The sequence below is a fragment of the Sphingobium sp. V4 genome (assembly GCF_029590555.1).
Lineage (GTDB): Bacteria > Pseudomonadota > Alphaproteobacteria > Sphingomonadales > Sphingomonadaceae > Sphingobium.
In genome coordinates, this window is the sequence record NZ_CP081001.1 from 2,637,716 (window position 1) to 2,651,802 (window position 14,087).

At 67.8% G+C, this 14,087-nt stretch carries 18 protein-coding genes; 8 read left to right on the plus strand and 10 right to left on the minus strand.

Annotated features, from left to right (window positions below):
* Positions 1-26: 26 nt before the first annotated feature.
* Both K3M67_RS13185 and K3M67_RS13190 read right to left on the minus strand, forming a co-directional pair.
* The gene (locus K3M67_RS13185; RefSeq protein WP_066860962.1) at positions 27-470 is read right to left on the minus strand and encodes a hypothetical protein; all 444 of its coding nucleotides are present in this window, start codon (positions 468-470) and stop codon (positions 27-29) included.
* 169 nt (positions 471-639) lie between these two features.
* Complete coding sequence (locus K3M67_RS13190; protein WP_066860959.1) at positions 640-813, minus strand: DUF1674 domain-containing protein; 174 nt, start codon at positions 811-813, stop codon at positions 640-642.
* Positions 814-900: 87 nt separating this feature from the next.
* Here K3M67_RS13190 and htpX point away from each other — a divergent pair, with 87 nt between their 5' ends.
* The 6 genes from htpX (at position 901) to K3M67_RS13220 (ending at position 6,563) form a co-directional block, all read left to right on the plus strand.
* Entirely contained in the window at positions 901-1,824 is a 924-nt protein-coding gene (htpX, locus tag K3M67_RS13195; protein ID WP_285831672.1) for a zinc metalloprotease HtpX, read from the plus strand.
* Positions 1,824-2,138 carry a hypothetical protein gene (locus K3M67_RS13200; RefSeq protein WP_066860953.1) on the plus strand — a complete coding sequence of 105 codons (315 nt, stop codon included), beginning with the start codon at positions 1,824-1,826 and terminating at the stop codon, positions 2,136-2,138. Before htpX ends, K3M67_RS13200 begins: the two co-directional genes overlap by 1 nt.
* Positions 2,139-2,163: 25 nt before the next feature.
* The gene (locus tag K3M67_RS13205; protein ID WP_285831673.1) at positions 2,164-3,498 is read left to right on the plus strand and encodes an RsmB/NOP family class I SAM-dependent RNA methyltransferase; all 1,335 of its coding nucleotides are present in this window, start codon (positions 2,164-2,166) and stop codon (positions 3,496-3,498) included.
* Positions 3,499-3,552: 54 nt separating this feature from the next.
* Complete coding sequence (locus K3M67_RS13210) at positions 3,553-4,044, plus strand: diguanylate cyclase (RefSeq protein WP_066860947.1); 492 nt, start codon at positions 3,553-3,555, stop codon at positions 4,042-4,044.
* Positions 4,045-4,134: 90 nt separating this feature from the next.
* Positions 4,135-4,797, plus strand: coding sequence for a ribulose-phosphate 3-epimerase (rpe, locus tag K3M67_RS13215; protein WP_066860944.1), 663 nt, complete (start codon positions 4,135-4,137; stop codon positions 4,795-4,797).
* Positions 4,798-4,811: 14 nt separating this feature from the next.
* Positions 4,812-6,563 carry a heparinase II/III family protein gene (locus tag K3M67_RS13220; RefSeq protein ID WP_066861082.1) on the plus strand — a complete coding sequence of 584 codons (1,752 nt, stop codon included), beginning with the start codon at positions 4,812-4,814 and terminating at the stop codon, positions 6,561-6,563.
* 22 nt (positions 6,564-6,585) lie between these two features.
* Here K3M67_RS13220 and K3M67_RS13225 read toward each other — a convergent pair whose 3' ends face one another.
* Entirely contained in the window at positions 6,586-6,975 is a 390-nt protein-coding gene (locus tag K3M67_RS13225; protein ID WP_285831674.1) for a gamma-glutamylcyclotransferase family protein, read from the minus strand.
* A gap of 342 nt (positions 6,976-7,317) precedes the next feature.
* Between K3M67_RS13225 and K3M67_RS13230 the strand changes: the two genes are divergently transcribed.
* The gene (locus K3M67_RS13230) at positions 7,318-7,503 is read left to right on the plus strand and encodes a PspC domain-containing protein (RefSeq protein WP_066860937.1); all 186 of its coding nucleotides are present in this window, start codon (positions 7,318-7,320) and stop codon (positions 7,501-7,503) included.
* 127 nt (positions 7,504-7,630) lie between these two features.
* Here the strand turns inward: K3M67_RS13230 and K3M67_RS13235 are convergent, their stop codons facing one another.
* Both K3M67_RS13235 and K3M67_RS13240 read right to left on the minus strand, forming a co-directional pair.
* A complete protein-coding gene (locus K3M67_RS13235) occupies positions 7,631-7,768 on the minus strand; it encodes a hypothetical protein (protein WP_198162945.1) in 138 nt (45 codons plus the stop codon).
* Between the two features lie 69 nt (positions 7,769-7,837).
* Entirely contained in the window at positions 7,838-8,578 is a 741-nt protein-coding gene (locus K3M67_RS13240) for a DUF72 domain-containing protein (protein WP_066860934.1), read from the minus strand.
* Positions 8,579-8,709: 131 nt separating this feature from the next.
* Here K3M67_RS13240 and K3M67_RS13245 point away from each other — a divergent pair, with 131 nt between their 5' ends.
* Positions 8,710-8,946: a DUF2061 domain-containing protein gene (locus tag K3M67_RS13245; RefSeq protein WP_066860931.1), complete on the plus strand. Its 237-nt coding sequence runs from the start codon at positions 8,710-8,712 to the stop codon at positions 8,944-8,946.
* Between the two features lie 6 nt (positions 8,947-8,952).
* Here the strand turns inward: K3M67_RS13245 and K3M67_RS13250 are convergent, their stop codons facing one another.
* The 5 genes from K3M67_RS13250 to kdpC form a co-directional block, all read right to left on the minus strand.
* Positions 8,953-9,621, minus strand: a complete 669-nt coding sequence (locus K3M67_RS13250; RefSeq protein WP_066860928.1) for a peptidylprolyl isomerase — start codon at positions 9,619-9,621, stop codon at positions 8,953-8,955.
* Between the two features lie 93 nt (positions 9,622-9,714).
* Positions 9,715-10,014, minus strand: a complete 300-nt coding sequence (locus tag K3M67_RS13255) for a hypothetical protein (RefSeq protein ID WP_285831675.1) — start codon at positions 10,012-10,014, stop codon at positions 9,715-9,717.
* 105 nt (positions 10,015-10,119) lie between these two features.
* The gene (locus K3M67_RS13260) at positions 10,120-10,809 is read right to left on the minus strand and encodes a response regulator (RefSeq protein ID WP_285831676.1); all 690 of its coding nucleotides are present in this window, start codon (positions 10,807-10,809) and stop codon (positions 10,120-10,122) included.
* Entirely contained in the window at positions 10,806-13,475 is a 2,670-nt protein-coding gene (locus tag K3M67_RS13265) for a DUF4118 domain-containing protein (protein WP_285831677.1), read from the minus strand. The genes K3M67_RS13260 and K3M67_RS13265 overlap by 4 nt, the downstream gene beginning before the upstream one ends.
* Positions 13,472-14,074 (minus strand): potassium-transporting ATPase subunit KdpC, encoded by a 603-nt coding sequence (gene kdpC, locus K3M67_RS13270; protein WP_285831678.1) that lies wholly within the window; start codon positions 14,072-14,074, stop codon positions 13,472-13,474. Before kdpC ends, K3M67_RS13265 begins: the two co-directional genes overlap by 4 nt.
* Positions 14,075-14,087 lie beyond the last annotated feature (13 nt).

The following is a 14,087-nucleotide window of genomic DNA, read 5'->3' on the forward strand; positions in this document are numbered from 1 at the left end:
TATGCGCTTGCGCGCGCAACAACGCCTCAGACGGCGAGAAGTCTTTGCGCGACCTGTTCCAGCGCGGATATTTCCGTTTCGAGCTGGTCCAGGCTGACATGCACCTGATTGTTGCGCTGGTCGCGGCAGGCGAAACCGCCCGGTTCGGGCTGCTGGAAGCCCTGGATGATGAGCGCACGGAACCGGTCGATCCGCTGCATGTCGCGCTCGATCGCGGATATTTCGGTCAGCGCGCTGGCGTTGCGCCGGTCGCGCATCGCCACCATCGTGCGCAACTCGGTCATCAGCTTGGTCATGGTCGGCCGGGTTCGCGCGCCGATGGTGCGGACGTCCCCCATCGCATCGCGCAACATGCCGATCTTGGCCTCCAGGCTCTGCTCCAGCATGGTCCAGGCACAGACGAGCCGTCCCACCGCGCATAGCAGTGCCGCATCTTCCGGCGCATAGCCCGATACCGGCTTCACAGACATATCCGAAACAAGTTGCACACCCACGCCCGAAAACTCCTCTTATGGCCAAAGTCCTGCACAAAAGCGGAGGAAAAAGGCCAGAGCGGACGGACGCTCTCCCCGCACCAGCGGCACGGACCATCGGCAGACGTGCTAAATCGACGGCGAACCGAGTCGCGCACGCCAAGGGTCAGAAATCGATCGCGATTCCCTTTCGCTCCCAATCGCCATAGCGCACCGGGCTCAATTCCTCGTCATGGCGCGACGGGCTATCGATCGGGTCGGGCTGCGGCACAGGCGGGCTTTTGGAGAGATGAGCGGGCGGCTTTACATGCGCCGGGCGCTTGCCGTTGAAACGTCCCATAAGGCGGCCTTTCGATTGCGGGCGGGGCTTATCCACCCCATATTCATGCTGTCCGGGCTATCTGGGCCGCAAAGGAGCGAAGTGCAAGTGAGCGGAATGAAGACGACCATGTTGCTGGCGGCGCTGACGGCGTTGTTCATGGCGCTGGGCTATACGCTGGGCGGCAGCGGCGGCGCGGTAATCGCGCTGCTGGCGGCGGCCGGCATGAACCTGTTTACCTTCTGGAACGCGGACAAGATCGTTCTTCGGATGCACGACGCGCGCGAGGTCGACGCCGGTAGCGCGCCCGACTTCTATAATCTGGTGCGGGAACTGGCGCAGCGGGCGGGACTGCCGATGCCGCGCGTCTATATCATCGACCAGGATGCGCCCAACGCCTTCGCCACCGGCCGCAACCCCGAAAATGCCGCCGTCGCCGCGACCACCGGCCTGCTGTCTATGCTGAGCCGGGAGGAGGTGGCGGGCGTGATGGCGCATGAACTGGGCCATGTGAAGAATCGCGACACCCTCATCATGACGATGGTCGCGACGATCGCCGGCGCCATTTCGATGCTCGCCAATTTCGGCCTCTTCTTCCGCGGGTCGAACGAGGAGAATGGCCATGGCAACATCCTCGCCAGCTTGGCCGCGGTGATCGTCGCGCCCTTCGCCGCGATGATCGTGCAGATGGCGATCAGCCGCACCCGCGAATTTGGCGCCGACCGCGCCGGGGCGGAAATCAGCGGCAATCCCCATGCGCTCGCCTCTGCCCTCGCCAAGATTTCGGGCCGGGCCGAAATGATCCCCAATCCGGTCGCGGAGCGCAACCCGGCGGCGGCGCAACTCTATATCGTGCCGACCCATGTCAGCGAACTCTTCTCCACCCACCCGGCGACCGAAAAGCGCATCGCCGCCTTGCAGGACATTGCGCAGGAGATGGGCGCGCCGGCATTGACCGCAGCCCCGCGCGCGTCCGCCCTGTCACCCGCCCCACGACGCCGCCGCAGCGCGCTCGACCCGCACGGGCGCTGATGGTCGACGAGATCGGCGAGGTCGTAGTCGATGCGGCAGGCGTGGTGCTGCGCCATGCCGGCGGCCTGGTGGTCGACCTGACCGTCGAGCATGTCTTTTCCCGCCACACGGCGCGCTTCTTTCATGGGGTTGGCCGCCGGGTGATCGCGCTGGTCACGCTGGGCGGCAAGCGCATCCCTTCCTCGCTCCGCACCGTGCCCAAGGGCGTCCATGCACGGCCTCGCCGGTCGGACTGGCTGGCGCTCTGGATCGGCATCCTGTCCTGGATCGCCCTGTTCATGGGCATCGGCATCGGCGTCTCCCATTTTCTTTGAGGGCGAAAGCGCGTAGGGGCCGCTGATGCCCCGCCGCCCTGCCCCCCGTTCCGCCGCGCCCCGCGCCGACGATGTCCCCGGCTTTCCCGCGCGCCGCGCCGCTTTGCGGCTGCTGGACGCGGTGCTGCGCCGGGGCGATCCGCTGGAGCTGGCGCTGCATGGCGCCGCGCAGGGGCTGCCGCCCGCCGACCGCGCGCTGGTTCACGCGATCGCCGCCGAGGTGCTGCGGCACCTGCCCGATCTCGACGCGCTGATCGACGGCGCGACGAAGCAGGTGCTGCCCGACGATGCCAAGGCGCGGATGGTGCTGCGCATCGCGCTCGCGCAGGTGCTGCGGATGGACACCCCGCCCCATGCCGCGATCGCCACTGCCCTGCCCCTGGTCGATGGCGGCCCGCGCAAGCTGGTCCATGGCGTGTTCGGCACGGTGACGCGCAGTGCGCCCGCCCTCCCCGATCCGCCGACCCTGCCCGCACCGGTCGCCGAGCGCTGGGCGCGCCAATGGGGCGAGGCGATGCCGCAAGCGGCGGCGCGCGCCTACGCCGTGCGCCCGCCGGTCGACGTCAGCCTGCGCGATGCGAATGCGACAGCGACATGGACAGATGAACTGGGTGGCGCCTCCTTCGCGCCCGGCCATGTGCGCCTGCCAGCCAATCCCGATCAGGGCGGCGCGGCCATCCCAGACCTGCCGGGCTTCGCCGAGGGCGCCTGGTGGGTGCAGGACATCGCCGCCGCCTGCGCCGCGCGCCTGCTGGGACCGGGCACCGGCGAAGATGGGCCGCGCCATGTGCTCGACCTGTGCGCCGCGCCCGGCGGCAAGACGATGCAGCTCGCCGCCGCAGGCTGGCGCGTTACCGCCGTCGACCAGTCGAAGAAAAGGCTGGAGCGGCTGGCCGAGAATCTCGCCCGCACCGGCCTGTCCGCCGACATCGTGCAGGCCGACCTGCGGCAGTGGCAACCCGACGCACCGGTGGACGCCATCCTGCTCGATGCGCCCTGTTCGGCGACCGGCATCTATCGCCGCCATCCCGACGTGCTGCACCGCATCGGTCCGCGCCAGATCGCGGAACTGGCGGAATTGCAGGGTGAGCTGCTTGCCCGCGCCGCGGCGTGGGTCAAGCCGGGCGGGCGCATCGTCTACGCCACCTGCTCGCTCGAACCCGCGGAGGGCGAGGAACAGGTCGAACGCTTCCTGGCCGCCCATCCCGATTTCACGCTGCTGCCGGCCGAAGCGGGCGAACTGCCCACAGGCATGGCGCCGACGCCGCAGGGCTGGCTGCGCAGCCTGCCCGACATGCTGGACGCCCAGGGCGGCGTCGACGGATTCTTCGTCGCGCGACTTGCAAAGCGGGCCAACTAAGCCTTAACCATAAGGGCTCAGAATGGATCGTCCGTTTCACAAGGTGCGCCGCCCATGCGTCCGACCGAGCCATTGCCGCTGAACCATAGCTGGCCGCTCTATGCGCTGCGCGACCATCTGTCGCCGGTGCTTCTCGATCCGACCATCGCCCGCAACGATATCGCGCTGGCCGAACGGGGCCTAGGCCTCTGGTTCTGCGACCTCCAGGACAACCGTCTGAGCTGGACCGCCGGCGTCTACGACATATTCGGACTGGAGCGGGATCTGGACGTGCCCCGCCCGCTCGCCGTGTCGCTCTACGCTCCGGATTCGCGCGAGCCGATGGAGCGGCTGCGCGCCTATGCGATCCGCCACAAGCGCGGCTTCACCCTGGACGTGGACATCCAACAGGCCGACGGCATGGGCGCCTGCGCGATGCGGCTGATCGCCGCGCCGGTGGTGGACCGCGAAGGGAGCGTGGTCGCGCTCCATGGCGTCAAGCAGTTGCTGCCCCAGGGCGCGGCATCCTCGCCCCGCCTGGACCCGACGATTTTCGTCATGCTTTGAAGGCGGTTGCGCGGGCGCTGGCGAACAATCGCGACTCGTCCCCAAATCCCCGTTGCCCTTGCCCCCGGTGGCGATTAAGGCGAACGGTTAATGACCCGTCCGATCCTCATCTCGCCCTCCATCCTCTCCGCCGACTTCGCCCGCCTGGGCGAGGAGGTACGCGCCATCGACGAAGCCGGCTGCGACTGGGTGCATATCGACGTCATGGACGGCCATTTCGTGCCCAACATCACGATCGGCCCGGCGGTGGTGAAGGCGCTGCGCCCGCATACGAAAAAGACCTTCGACGTCCATCTGATGATCTCGCCGGTCGATCAGTTTCTGGACGCCTTCGCGGCGGCCGGGTCCGACATCATCACCGTCCATCCGGAGGCGGGGCCGCATATTCACCGCACCGTCCAGCATATCAAGTCGCTGGGCGTGAAGGCGGGTGTGGTGCTCAACCCCGGCACACCGGCCAAGATGCTCGACTATCTGATGGATGATGTCGACCTGATCCTGGTGATGAGCGTCAACCCCGGATTCGGCGGCCAGAGCTTCATCGAGAACCAGCTGCGCAAGATCGAGGCGATCCGCAAGATGATCGACAAGTCGGGCCGCGACATCCATTTGCAGGTGGATGGCGGCATCGACTTCACCACCGCGCCCAGGGCGATCGAGGCCGGCGCCGACGTGCTGGTGGCCGGCACCGCCACCTTCCGCGGCGGCGCGCAAGCCTATGCCGACAATATCCGGAAGCTGCGGGGCGGGTGAGCGAGCCCCGGCGCATCTCGGCCCGTTCCCGGCCCGAAGCGCCGTCCGCCGATGCCGGCGCCGACGGCATCGAGCAGGGCAAGCGCCTGATCCGCGTCGCGGATGACAAGGGGCTGTCCCTGGCCCAGCGGATCGCCAATCATTTCTACCTGCTGAGCTGGAAGACGCCGATCCACGGCCGCAAGCTCAAGGGCAAATATCCGCTCAAATTGCTCGCCGTGCCCGATGACGAGGTTCCGGGGGATGGACGCGCCGGGGCGGCGATCCGGGCCGGCTATTTCCTGTTCCGGGGGCAGAAGCAGCCGATCGCCACGCTCGACTTCGCCCGGCTTTCGGCCAGCCCCGCCTTTGCCGACTATCTGCACGGCTTCCGCTGGCTGCGCGATCTCGCCGGCAGCGCGTCGCGGGAGCAGGGCGCCCCGATCGCCGAGGCGGTGATGCGCAAATGGCTGGACGCCCATGCCGAAACCCCGAGCGAACCGGCCTGGCGCGCCGACAATGCCGGCTGGCGCCTGCTCTTCTGGACCGCCCACGCGCCGCTGATTCTTTCCTCCAGCGACCTCGTCTACCGATCGCTGGTGCTCAACTGCATCGCGCGCACCGCCCGCCATCTCGACCGGAGCGCCGACAAGGCGCCGATGGGCCTGCCGCGCCTTGTCGCCTGGAGCGCGATCCTGGCCGCCGCGCTGCTGATCCCCGGCGGGGAAGCGCGACGGATCTTTGGCGAAGCGGGCCTCAAGCGCGCGATCGAGAGCAGCTTCCATCCCGATGGCGGCATCGTCTCGCGATCCCCGCTGGCGCAGCTGGAGGCGATCATGGCGCTGGCCATGCTGCGCGCCGTCTATGACGTGCGGCGGGAAAAGGCGCCCGCCTGCCTGACCGACGCCCTTACCCGCGCAGTGCCCGCGCTGCTGGCCCTCACCCATGGCGATGGCGGGCTGGGCAACTGGCAGGGCGCGGGCGCGATCGCGCCGCAGACGGTCGAGGCGGTGGTGCAGGCCAGCCGGGTGCGCGCCCGGCCGCTGCGTCAGGCCCGCGACTGGGGCTATCAGCGGATCGCCGCCGGCACGACCGTGATCCAGATCGACGGCGCCCCGCCGCCGGTCGCGCGCCTCGCCGAAGCGGGCTGCGCCTCCACCGGCGCGATTGAGATCAGCGACGGGCCGGCGCGCCTGATCGTCAATTGCGGCGGTGCCGGGCTGGAAGGCGCGTGGATTCCCCGCGACCTGGCGCAGGGGCTGCGCACCACCGCGGCGCACAGCACGCTCGTCCTCAAGGACAGCAATTCCACCGCCCTGCTGCCCGACGGCACGCTGGGCAAGGGCGTGACCGAGGTCGAGCTAAACCGGCAGGAACTGGACAATGGCAGCCGGCTGGACCTCTCCCATGACGGTTATGTCCGCCGACTGGGCTATATCCATCGCCGCCTGCTGTTGCTGAGCGGCGACGGCAAGGAAATCCGGGGCGAAGACATGCTGACCCCGGCCGAGCGACGGCGCAGGCCCGGCAAGCAGCCGGTGGAACTGCGCTTCCACCTCGCGCCCGGGGTGGAGCCGACGCTGACGGCGGACAATCAGGGCGCCCTGCTCCGCCTCGATCTCGGCGCGCCCTGGCAGTTCCGCACCGGGACGGGCCTGCTCAGCGTCGAGGAAAGCCTCTGGGTCGATGGCGATGGCCGTCCCCATACCACCCGGCAGCTGGTCGTGACCAGCGAGGCGCTGCCCGGCGGCTCCAGCATCGGCTGGCTGCTCAAGCGGATGGCGTGAAGAGGGGCATCAGGCCGCCCGATCAGCCGCACAGATAGTCGCCGCTCTCGATCCGCGCCAGCCCGGCCGGATCGCGCGCATAGACATAGACCCAGGCCTCGACTGGCCCCGTCGGCCCCTCGACCACCATCCGCGCGCGCCGATATTCGTGCGGCGCGGGGGACAGCGGATCGCATTCCTCATAGCGATCCAGCCAGGCGAGGGTGGCATCGGCATCCTCCAGCGCCAACAGGTCGCCCGCCACCGGCCCGCCCGCGCCCGGCACGAAGCCCGGATAATCGGCGACCCGGTATAGCGCCCCGCCGATGCTGGCAGGCCCGACAAGCCGCGCCTCCGCCCATAGCCGCCGCGCCATCTGCCCGTCGAACCCGGCGCGAAGCGTCCCATAGACGAAGAGAAGGGGAGCACTCATGAAACCTCCGGAATTTTTCGCCACATTGCGGCAATTTTCCCCAAAAGGCAGAATTTTTTACACACGTTCAATTGGACTGGATCGAGGAAATGCGCGCAATTCCGCCAGAAACCGAAATTGGCACGCTCCCTGCAAAACTGCCGGCATCAAGGCCGGATGGTCCGGCCACTACATCAAGGAGTATCAGCCATGTCCATCGCCAAGTTCCAGAACGCCGCCCTCGCCCTCGTCGGCGCCGTCATGCTCGCCAGCCTGTTCGTCGGCGCAGCCGTCCCGGTGGTGCCGATCGCCTGATCGGCTCCGCCTCCCCATTCTAATATATCCAAGCAGAAGGCCAGACTCATGAACAACAGCTTCACCCTCGACCGCCGCAACGGCAAGATCATGGGCGTGTGCGCGGGCATCGCCAACCGCACCGGCATCGATGTCACATTGCTCCGCGTCGCGCTGGTTCTGCTGACGCTCTGCGCGCTGGGGCCGATTGGCGTCGTGGCCTATCTGCTCGCTGGCTGGCTGGCGGAGGGCTGATGCCTTCCCGGCCCGCGGTCGTCCCCATTCAAAGTCGCTGCAAAGTAAAAAGGCCGCCCTGGTTCAACCCAGGAGCGGCCTTTTGGCATCCCGAACAGTCGGGATGAAGATCGCGGTCAGACCGCGATCAGGCATAAAGCACCGAATAGAAAGTCAGCATCTGCACGCCGACCGCAACGGCCAGCACAGCGCCTTGAAAAGCCTGACGCATATTTTGCTCCATTGTTACAAGACTCGATCCCCCGTCCTGAGGGATGCGGGCCATTACGCCGGTCATATTCCTGTAACAATCGCAAAGGACGGCTTTCCGATTGCATCAAATGCAACAGCCCTGTTACCCCAAAGCCACCATCATCGCCTGGGCTGCGGCCGGATTGCGCGCCTTCGCGCCGCTGATGAAGAAGGTGAAGACGTCGCCCCGCTCCGCCTGCGCTTTCGCCCTGTCGGTCCAGCGGACAAGATCGTCGCGAGCATAGCCGGTCGGCTCGTCCTCGCTGGCACGCATCAACCGCATGTAGGAAAAACCGACATCATGGCCGGTGATCGCGGGATATTCGTCATGGTCGGCTAGGACCACCGCCGCCCCGGCCTCGCGCGCCAGTGAGAGAAAGGCCGGATCGTCGAAACTCTCGTGCCGCACCTCCAGCGCGTGGCGCAGCGGAACGCCCGCGACGCTGGCGGGCAGCAGTTTGAGGAAAGCGCCGAAATCGTCGGGATCGAACCGCTTGGTCGCCATGAACTGCCACAGGATCGGGCCCAGCCGATCGCCCAGTTCGGCGATGCCCTGCTCGACGAACCTGGCGATGGACTCGCCGGCTTCGGCAAGGACTTTCCGGTTGGTGCAATAGCGCGACGCCTTGACTGCGAACTGGAAGCCGTCGGGCACCGCACCAGCCCAGCCGGCGAAGGTCGCGGGCTTCTGGCTGCTATAATAGGTCGCATTGATCTCGGTCGCGGTCAGATGCTGCCCGACATAGGCCAGTTCGTCCTTCTGCCGCAGCCCCTGCGGATAGAAGCTGCCGCGCCATGGCTCATAGACCCAGCCGCCGATGCCTACCCTGATCCGTCCCGCCATCGCGCCGCTCCTCTGCCGCCTGTCCGGTCTGCCCACTTCTGATCGCGCCAGCCGATCAGAGCCAGCGGAAAAAGCGGGTGGCAATTATTGCGAACGACTCTTATTTGCAAATCAACCAAGGAGACGCCACCATGTCGCTCGACCTCATCAAGACCGGGACTTACCTGACCATCCACCTGACCGTCGGCTTCACCGTCGCCTATCTCATGACGGGGTCGGTCGCGCTGGCGGGTGGCATCGCGCTGATCGAACCGGTGATCAACGCCGTCGCATTCTTCTTCCACGAACAGGCTTGGAAGAAGATCCAGGCCCGGCCTCCCCGCGGCAGCGGGCGGGATTGGCTGCGCGGTCAGGCCGCCTTCGCCTGATATTGTCTATTTCGCTGTCTGCCGTTTCAGCCCGATCAGCCAGGGCTTGACGCCGCGCGTCGGCCGGGGCGTGCCATCCAGCCGGCGCGCGCGCAGGATCGCGATCGGCTTGACGATCATCTGCCCGCGCATCGGCCCCGACCCGCAACAAGTCGGAACGGCCAGTATCCGCCGCACCACGTCCATCCCGGCCACGACATGGCCGAAGGCGGCGTAGCCGATATAGTCGCCGCGCGCGTCCATGTTGGGCGTCGGGCCGATGGTGATGAAGAAATTGCCCATCGCCGAATTGGGCCGGTTGGGTCGCGCCATCGACAATGTGGCGTCGAGGTGGCGGATGCCCGTGCGGGTCGTCGGCTCGTGCGGGATCGGCGGCAGCGACCGGCGCGCATCGGTATCGATCCCGCCCTGGATGAGACCATATTTCGGATCGCTCTTGCGCCGCGCTGCCCGATAGAAGGTGACGCCGTCGAACCGCCCGTCGTCGACATAGGCCAGGAAATTGGCCGAGGTGCGCGGCGCACGCTTCTGGTCCAGCGCGACGATGATCCTGCCCACCGATGTCTCGATCGCGACGCGGGTAAAGCCGGGCGTGGGCCGGTTGGCGGGCAGCGCCGCCGCGGAAACCGGCGTTAGGCCCAGCAGCAGGACGAACAGGCAGAACAGGCGATGCATCGACGGACAGGCACTCGAAGCGGGCAAAAGGGAAGCCGCAGCCGTAGAGCCGCCGCAGGCGCCGCGCAACCGGCGCCACGCCCCCGCCCGGCGTCACCCGCCGTCGCGCGCCATCGCGTCCACGCGCGACCCTGTGACATGCCCCTCGGCCCAGCGTGCGGAAATGGGCACCGGATCGAATATGTGCCGCCCCAGCGCAACCAGCCCGGCGCCCGCGCTCAGACACAGGAAGCCGAACGCCGCGAGCAGATATTCGACCGGCGTCGCGCCATGCCGATGCGGCATCGGAACCAGCCTGCATAGAAGATGCACTGCGACACCGCCGACGATGGCAAGCAGCAGCCCGCCCGTCCGCAGCCCCAGATCCTGACCCCGCTTTCCGTGATTCGACATGCCGCTCTCCCTTGGTAGCGGCCCTCCATCTATCCAGCGGCGCATAGGGATTCGAGACGGGGCTAGCGCCCATCCCATAGTGTTTTCATAGCGAAGGCCGGCGGATCAGCCCTCGGCGATCAGCCGATAGCCGATGCCCAGCTCATTGACGATGAGCGCAGGCCGGGTCGGGTCCGCCTCAAGCTTCTGGCGCAGGTTGCGCACGACGATGCGCAGATAGTCGATGCGGCGGTCATGCTCCAGCGGCCAGGCTGCCTGCAATATCTTCTGGTGGGTCACGACCCGCCCCGGATGCAGCGCCATCTGGCCCAGAACGTCATATTCCTTGCGGGTCAGATGCACCTCCTCGCCGTCGCGGGTGACGGTCCGGTTCGCCAGGTCGATGACCACCGCGCCCGATCGCACCGCCGGCGGCGCGCCCTGCGCCTCGATGCGATCGCGGAGCGACGCGCGAAGCCGGGCGAGCACTTCCTCGCTGTCGAAGGGCTTGGTCACATAGTCGTGCGCGCCCAGGTCCAGCGCGGCGACCTTCTGGTCGGTCGCCTCGCGCGCCGACACGACGATGATCGGCGCGGGGCCGATGGCGCGGAGCAGCTGGATGATCTCCAGCCCGTCCCGGTCGGGCAGGCCAAGGTCGAGCAGGATCGCGTCCGGTTTCGCCCACCGGGCCTCCTCCAGTGCCTGCGCGGCGCTGGTCGCCTCCACCATATGGTATCCCGCGCGCGCCAGCGTGCCCTGCAACAGCCGGCGGATATGGATTTCATCGTCGACGACAAGAATCTGCTGCCCGCTCATAGATCGCTTTCCATCGCTGTCGCGCTCACCAGCAGTTCCTCCGGGAAATGGATGCTGAACGCCGCGCCGCGCCTGTCCTCCCGGTTCGCCGCGCGCACGGTCATGCCCATGCCTTCGGCAAATCCCTTCACGATGGCAAGGCCAAGGCCCGTGCCGCTGATCGACCGGTCCGATCCTTCCAGTCGGCGGAACGTCTCGAACACCTCCTGCTCGCGCCCCGGCGGCAGGCCCGGCCCTTCGTCCAGCACCGACAGGATCAACTCGCCATAGACCCGCTCGGCGCGGATCGTGATCGGCGTGCCGGGGTCGGCGTAGCGGCCGGCATTGTCGAGCAGGTTGAGCAGGCAATGGTGGAACAGCTGCGGGTCGACATTGACCAGCGGCAGGCTGGGCAGCACGTCCAGCCGGATCGGATGTCCTTCCAGCGACCGGCGCGCATCATGCGCCGCCGCGCCGACCGCATCGGTCAGGTCGACCGGCTCGACATGCAGCCGCAGCGCCCCGGCTTCGACACGCGCCATGTCGAGCAGATTGGCGACGAAGCGGTTGAGCCGCATCGCCTCGCTCTCGATCGTGTCGAGCAGCGGGTCGTCGATTCGCTTGCGCAGTTCCGCCGCTGCCCCCAGCACCGACGTCAGCGGGGTGCGCAGGTCGTGGCTGACCGAGGATAGCAGCGCGGCGCGCAGCCGGTCGCGCTCGCGCACCTTGTCGAGGTCGCGCATCTCCGCCTCCAGCCGCAGCCGTTCCAGCGCCAGCGCCGTCTGTTCGAGCAGGCTGCCGAGCAGCGCGAGCTGGTCCGACCGGATGGGGTCTCGCCCGTCGTCGCGGGCCAGGCCCAGCACCGCCAGCACGCGATCCCCGGCCTTGAGCGGCTGGAACTGCCAGTCCGACGCGGTCAGGCTCCCGGTTCCCCGTCCGGCGGCCTGTCCCGTGTCCCACACCCATTGGGCGGCGGCCAGCTCCATCGTTTCCATCCGCGCGCCCGCTTCGCTGGTCGCCTGCACCGTCAGGCCGGTGGCACCCATCTCCAGGATCACCACGCGCAGATTCAGGAGATGCGCGATCTCATGGCAGGCCGCGCCCATCACCTCGTCCAGGCTGCCCAGCGCGGTCAACCGCCGCAGATAACCGGCAAGCGCCGCATTCATCCGGGCGCTCGTCGCCGCCATGTCCGCCTGCGCCCGCACGCGCGAGGTCAGCTGGCTGGTGACGACCGCGACCCCCAGCAGCACGAAGATCGACACGATATTCTCGGGATTGCTGACCGTCAGCGTGCCAGTGGGCGGCAGGAAGAAGAAATTATAGGCGAGGCTGGACAGGATACCCGCGAACAAGCCGGTGCGCAGGCCGAACAGGCTCGCCGCCACCATGACCGGCACCAGGTAGAGCAGGCCGACATTGCCCAGGTCGAGGACGTGGAACAGGCCCGTCCCGCCCATCGTCACCAGCGCGACGAGCAGGATCGTCCACGCATAGCCCGATGGCGCGCCCCAGTCGCCCCGCCGGATCGCCGACAGCGGCCGGAAGCCGGGGCGCCTTCCGTCGAGCGGAAGGACATGGACGGCGACCCCCGGTGTCTCGCGCACCAGCCGGTCGACCACCGATCCATGCCGCCATTCGAACCAGCGCGATCGCATCGACTTGCCGACCACCAGCTGGGTGGCCCGCGCTTCGGCGGCATAGGCTTTCAGCCCCTCGACCACCGACGCGCCAGGCACCGTCGCCACAGTCGCGCCCAAGCTGGAAGCCAGGTTGAGCGCGGACGCGATCCTGCGCCTGTCCTCTTCACCAAATTGCTGCGCGCGGGGCGTTTCAATGTGGATCGCGCTCCACTGCCCCCGCGCCGCGTCGGAAATCCGCTTGCCAGCGCGGACCAGCTCTTCCGCGCCCGACAATTCGCTGACCGCCACCAGGATGCGCTCGCCACCCGCCCAGGTGCCGCCCAGCGCCTGCGCGCGCAGATCCTCCAGCATCTGCGCGTCGACCGCCTGCGCGGCGCGGCGCAGCGCCAGTTCGCGCAGGGCCGACAGGTTGGTCTTGGAAAAAAAGTGAGCGAGCGCGCGCGTCGCCTCCTGGGGCAGATAGACCTTGCCCTCCTTCAGCCGCTCGATCAGTTCGGCGGGCGGAATATCGACGACTTCGATCTCGGCCTGTTCCAGGATGTTGTCGGGCACGGTTTCCCGCACCCGGACACGGGTGAAGGAGGCGACGACATCGTTCAGGCTCTCGACATGCTGGATGTTGAGCGTCGAATAGACGTCAATCCCCGCGTCGAGCAGTTCCTCGACATCCTGGTAGCGCTTGGGGTGGCGGCTTTCCGGCGCGTTCGTATGCGCCAGCTCATCCACCAGCGCCAGCGCCGGACGCCGCTCCAGCAGCGCGTCGATGTCCATTTCGGTGAGGACATGCCCCTGATAGGCAATCGACCGGCGCGGCAGTATTTCGAGCCCTTGGGTCAGCGCCTGGGTCTCGATCCGGCCGTGGGTCTCGACCACGCCGACGACGACATCGGCGCCCGCTTTCTGTCGCGCGGCGCCCTGCACCAGCATTTCATAGGTTTTGCCGACCCCCGGCGCCGCCCCAAGGAAGATCTTGAGCCGGCCGCGGCCTTCCTGCGCGGCGGCGCGCAGCAAGGCTTCGGGGTCGGGCCGGTCGCGCTCGTTCAACGCGACGCGCGCTCGGGCACTGGCGGCAGCCGGTCAAGCTCCCGGTTGAGCGCCAATATATTCACATGATCCTCGCCCAGAAAGCCCAGCATGGGATGTTCGATATGACGGCGCACCAGATCGCGCAACCGCAGTTGCGAAACGCCGCGCACGTGGGCGATGCGGTCGACCTGCGCCAGCGCGGCGGCGGGCGACAGGTCGGGATCGAGGCCCGATCCGCTCGCCGTCACCAGATCGGCGGGGACCGGGCCGGTCACGCCCTCGCCCCGCCGCTTGTCGACATCGGCCTTGACCCGGTCGGTCAGGGCCTGCGCCGCCGGGCCGAGGTTGGAACCGGCCGAGGCCAGCCCGTCATAGCCCTTGCCCGCCGCCGAGGGCCGGGTCTGGAAATAGCGGTCGGACGTGAAGGCCTGGCCGATCACGGTCGATCCGATGATCGTCCCGCGCTCGTCCCGGACCAGGCTGCCATTGGCCTGCGCGGGCAGGACGGCCTGGCCGATGCCGGTCAGCGCCAGCGGATAGGCGATGCCCAGCAGGATGGCGAACAGGATCGTCATGACGATCGCGGGCCGCAGCGAGGAGAGGAAGTCTTTGCTCATGTCATGGCCTCCT

Bases quoted from the DNA above. Each gene is read 5' to 3' on its own strand.
- K3M67_RS13185 (WP_066860962.1), bottom strand. From the start codon at position 470: ATGTCTGTGAAGCCGGTATCGGGCTATGCGCCGGAAGATGCGGCACTG.
- K3M67_RS13190 (WP_066860959.1), bottom strand. From the start codon at position 813: ATGGGACGTTTCAACGGCAAGCGCCCGGCGCATGTAAAGCCGCCCGCT.
- K3M67_RS13200 (WP_066860953.1), top strand. From the start codon at position 1,824: ATGGTCGACGAGATCGGCGAGGTCGTAGTCGATGCGGCAGGCGTGGTG.
- K3M67_RS13205 (WP_285831673.1), top strand. From the start codon at position 2,164: ATGCCCCGCCGCCCTGCCCCCCGTTCCGCCGCGCCCCGCGCCGACGAT.
- K3M67_RS13210 (WP_066860947.1), top strand. From the start codon at position 3,553: ATGCGTCCGACCGAGCCATTGCCGCTGAACCATAGCTGGCCGCTCTAT.
- rpe (WP_066860944.1), top strand. From the start codon at position 4,135: ATGACCCGTCCGATCCTCATCTCGCCCTCCATCCTCTCCGCCGACTTC.
- K3M67_RS13225 (WP_285831674.1), bottom strand. From the start codon at position 6,975: ATGAGTGCTCCCCTTCTCTTCGTCTATGGGACGCTTCGCGCCGGGTTC.
- K3M67_RS13230 (WP_066860937.1), top strand. From the start codon at position 7,318: ATGAACAACAGCTTCACCCTCGACCGCCGCAACGGCAAGATCATGGGC.
- K3M67_RS13235 (WP_198162945.1), bottom strand. From the start codon at position 7,768: ATGGCCCGCATCCCTCAGGACGGGGGATCGAGTCTTGTAACAATGGAG.
- K3M67_RS13240 (WP_066860934.1), bottom strand. From the start codon at position 8,578: ATGGCGGGACGGATCAGGGTAGGCATCGGCGGCTGGGTCTATGAGCCA.
- K3M67_RS13245 (WP_066860931.1), top strand. From the start codon at position 8,710: ATGTCGCTCGACCTCATCAAGACCGGGACTTACCTGACCATCCACCTG.
- K3M67_RS13250 (WP_066860928.1), bottom strand. From the start codon at position 9,621: ATGCATCGCCTGTTCTGCCTGTTCGTCCTGCTGCTGGGCCTAACGCCG.
- K3M67_RS13255 (WP_285831675.1), bottom strand. From the start codon at position 10,014: ATGTCGAATCACGGAAAGCGGGGTCAGGATCTGGGGCTGCGGACGGGC.
- K3M67_RS13260 (WP_285831676.1), bottom strand. From the start codon at position 10,809: ATGAGCGGGCAGCAGATTCTTGTCGTCGACGATGAAATCCATATCCGC.
- kdpC (WP_285831678.1), bottom strand. From the start codon at position 14,074: ATGAGCAAAGACTTCCTCTCCTCGCTGCGGCCCGCGATCGTCATGACG.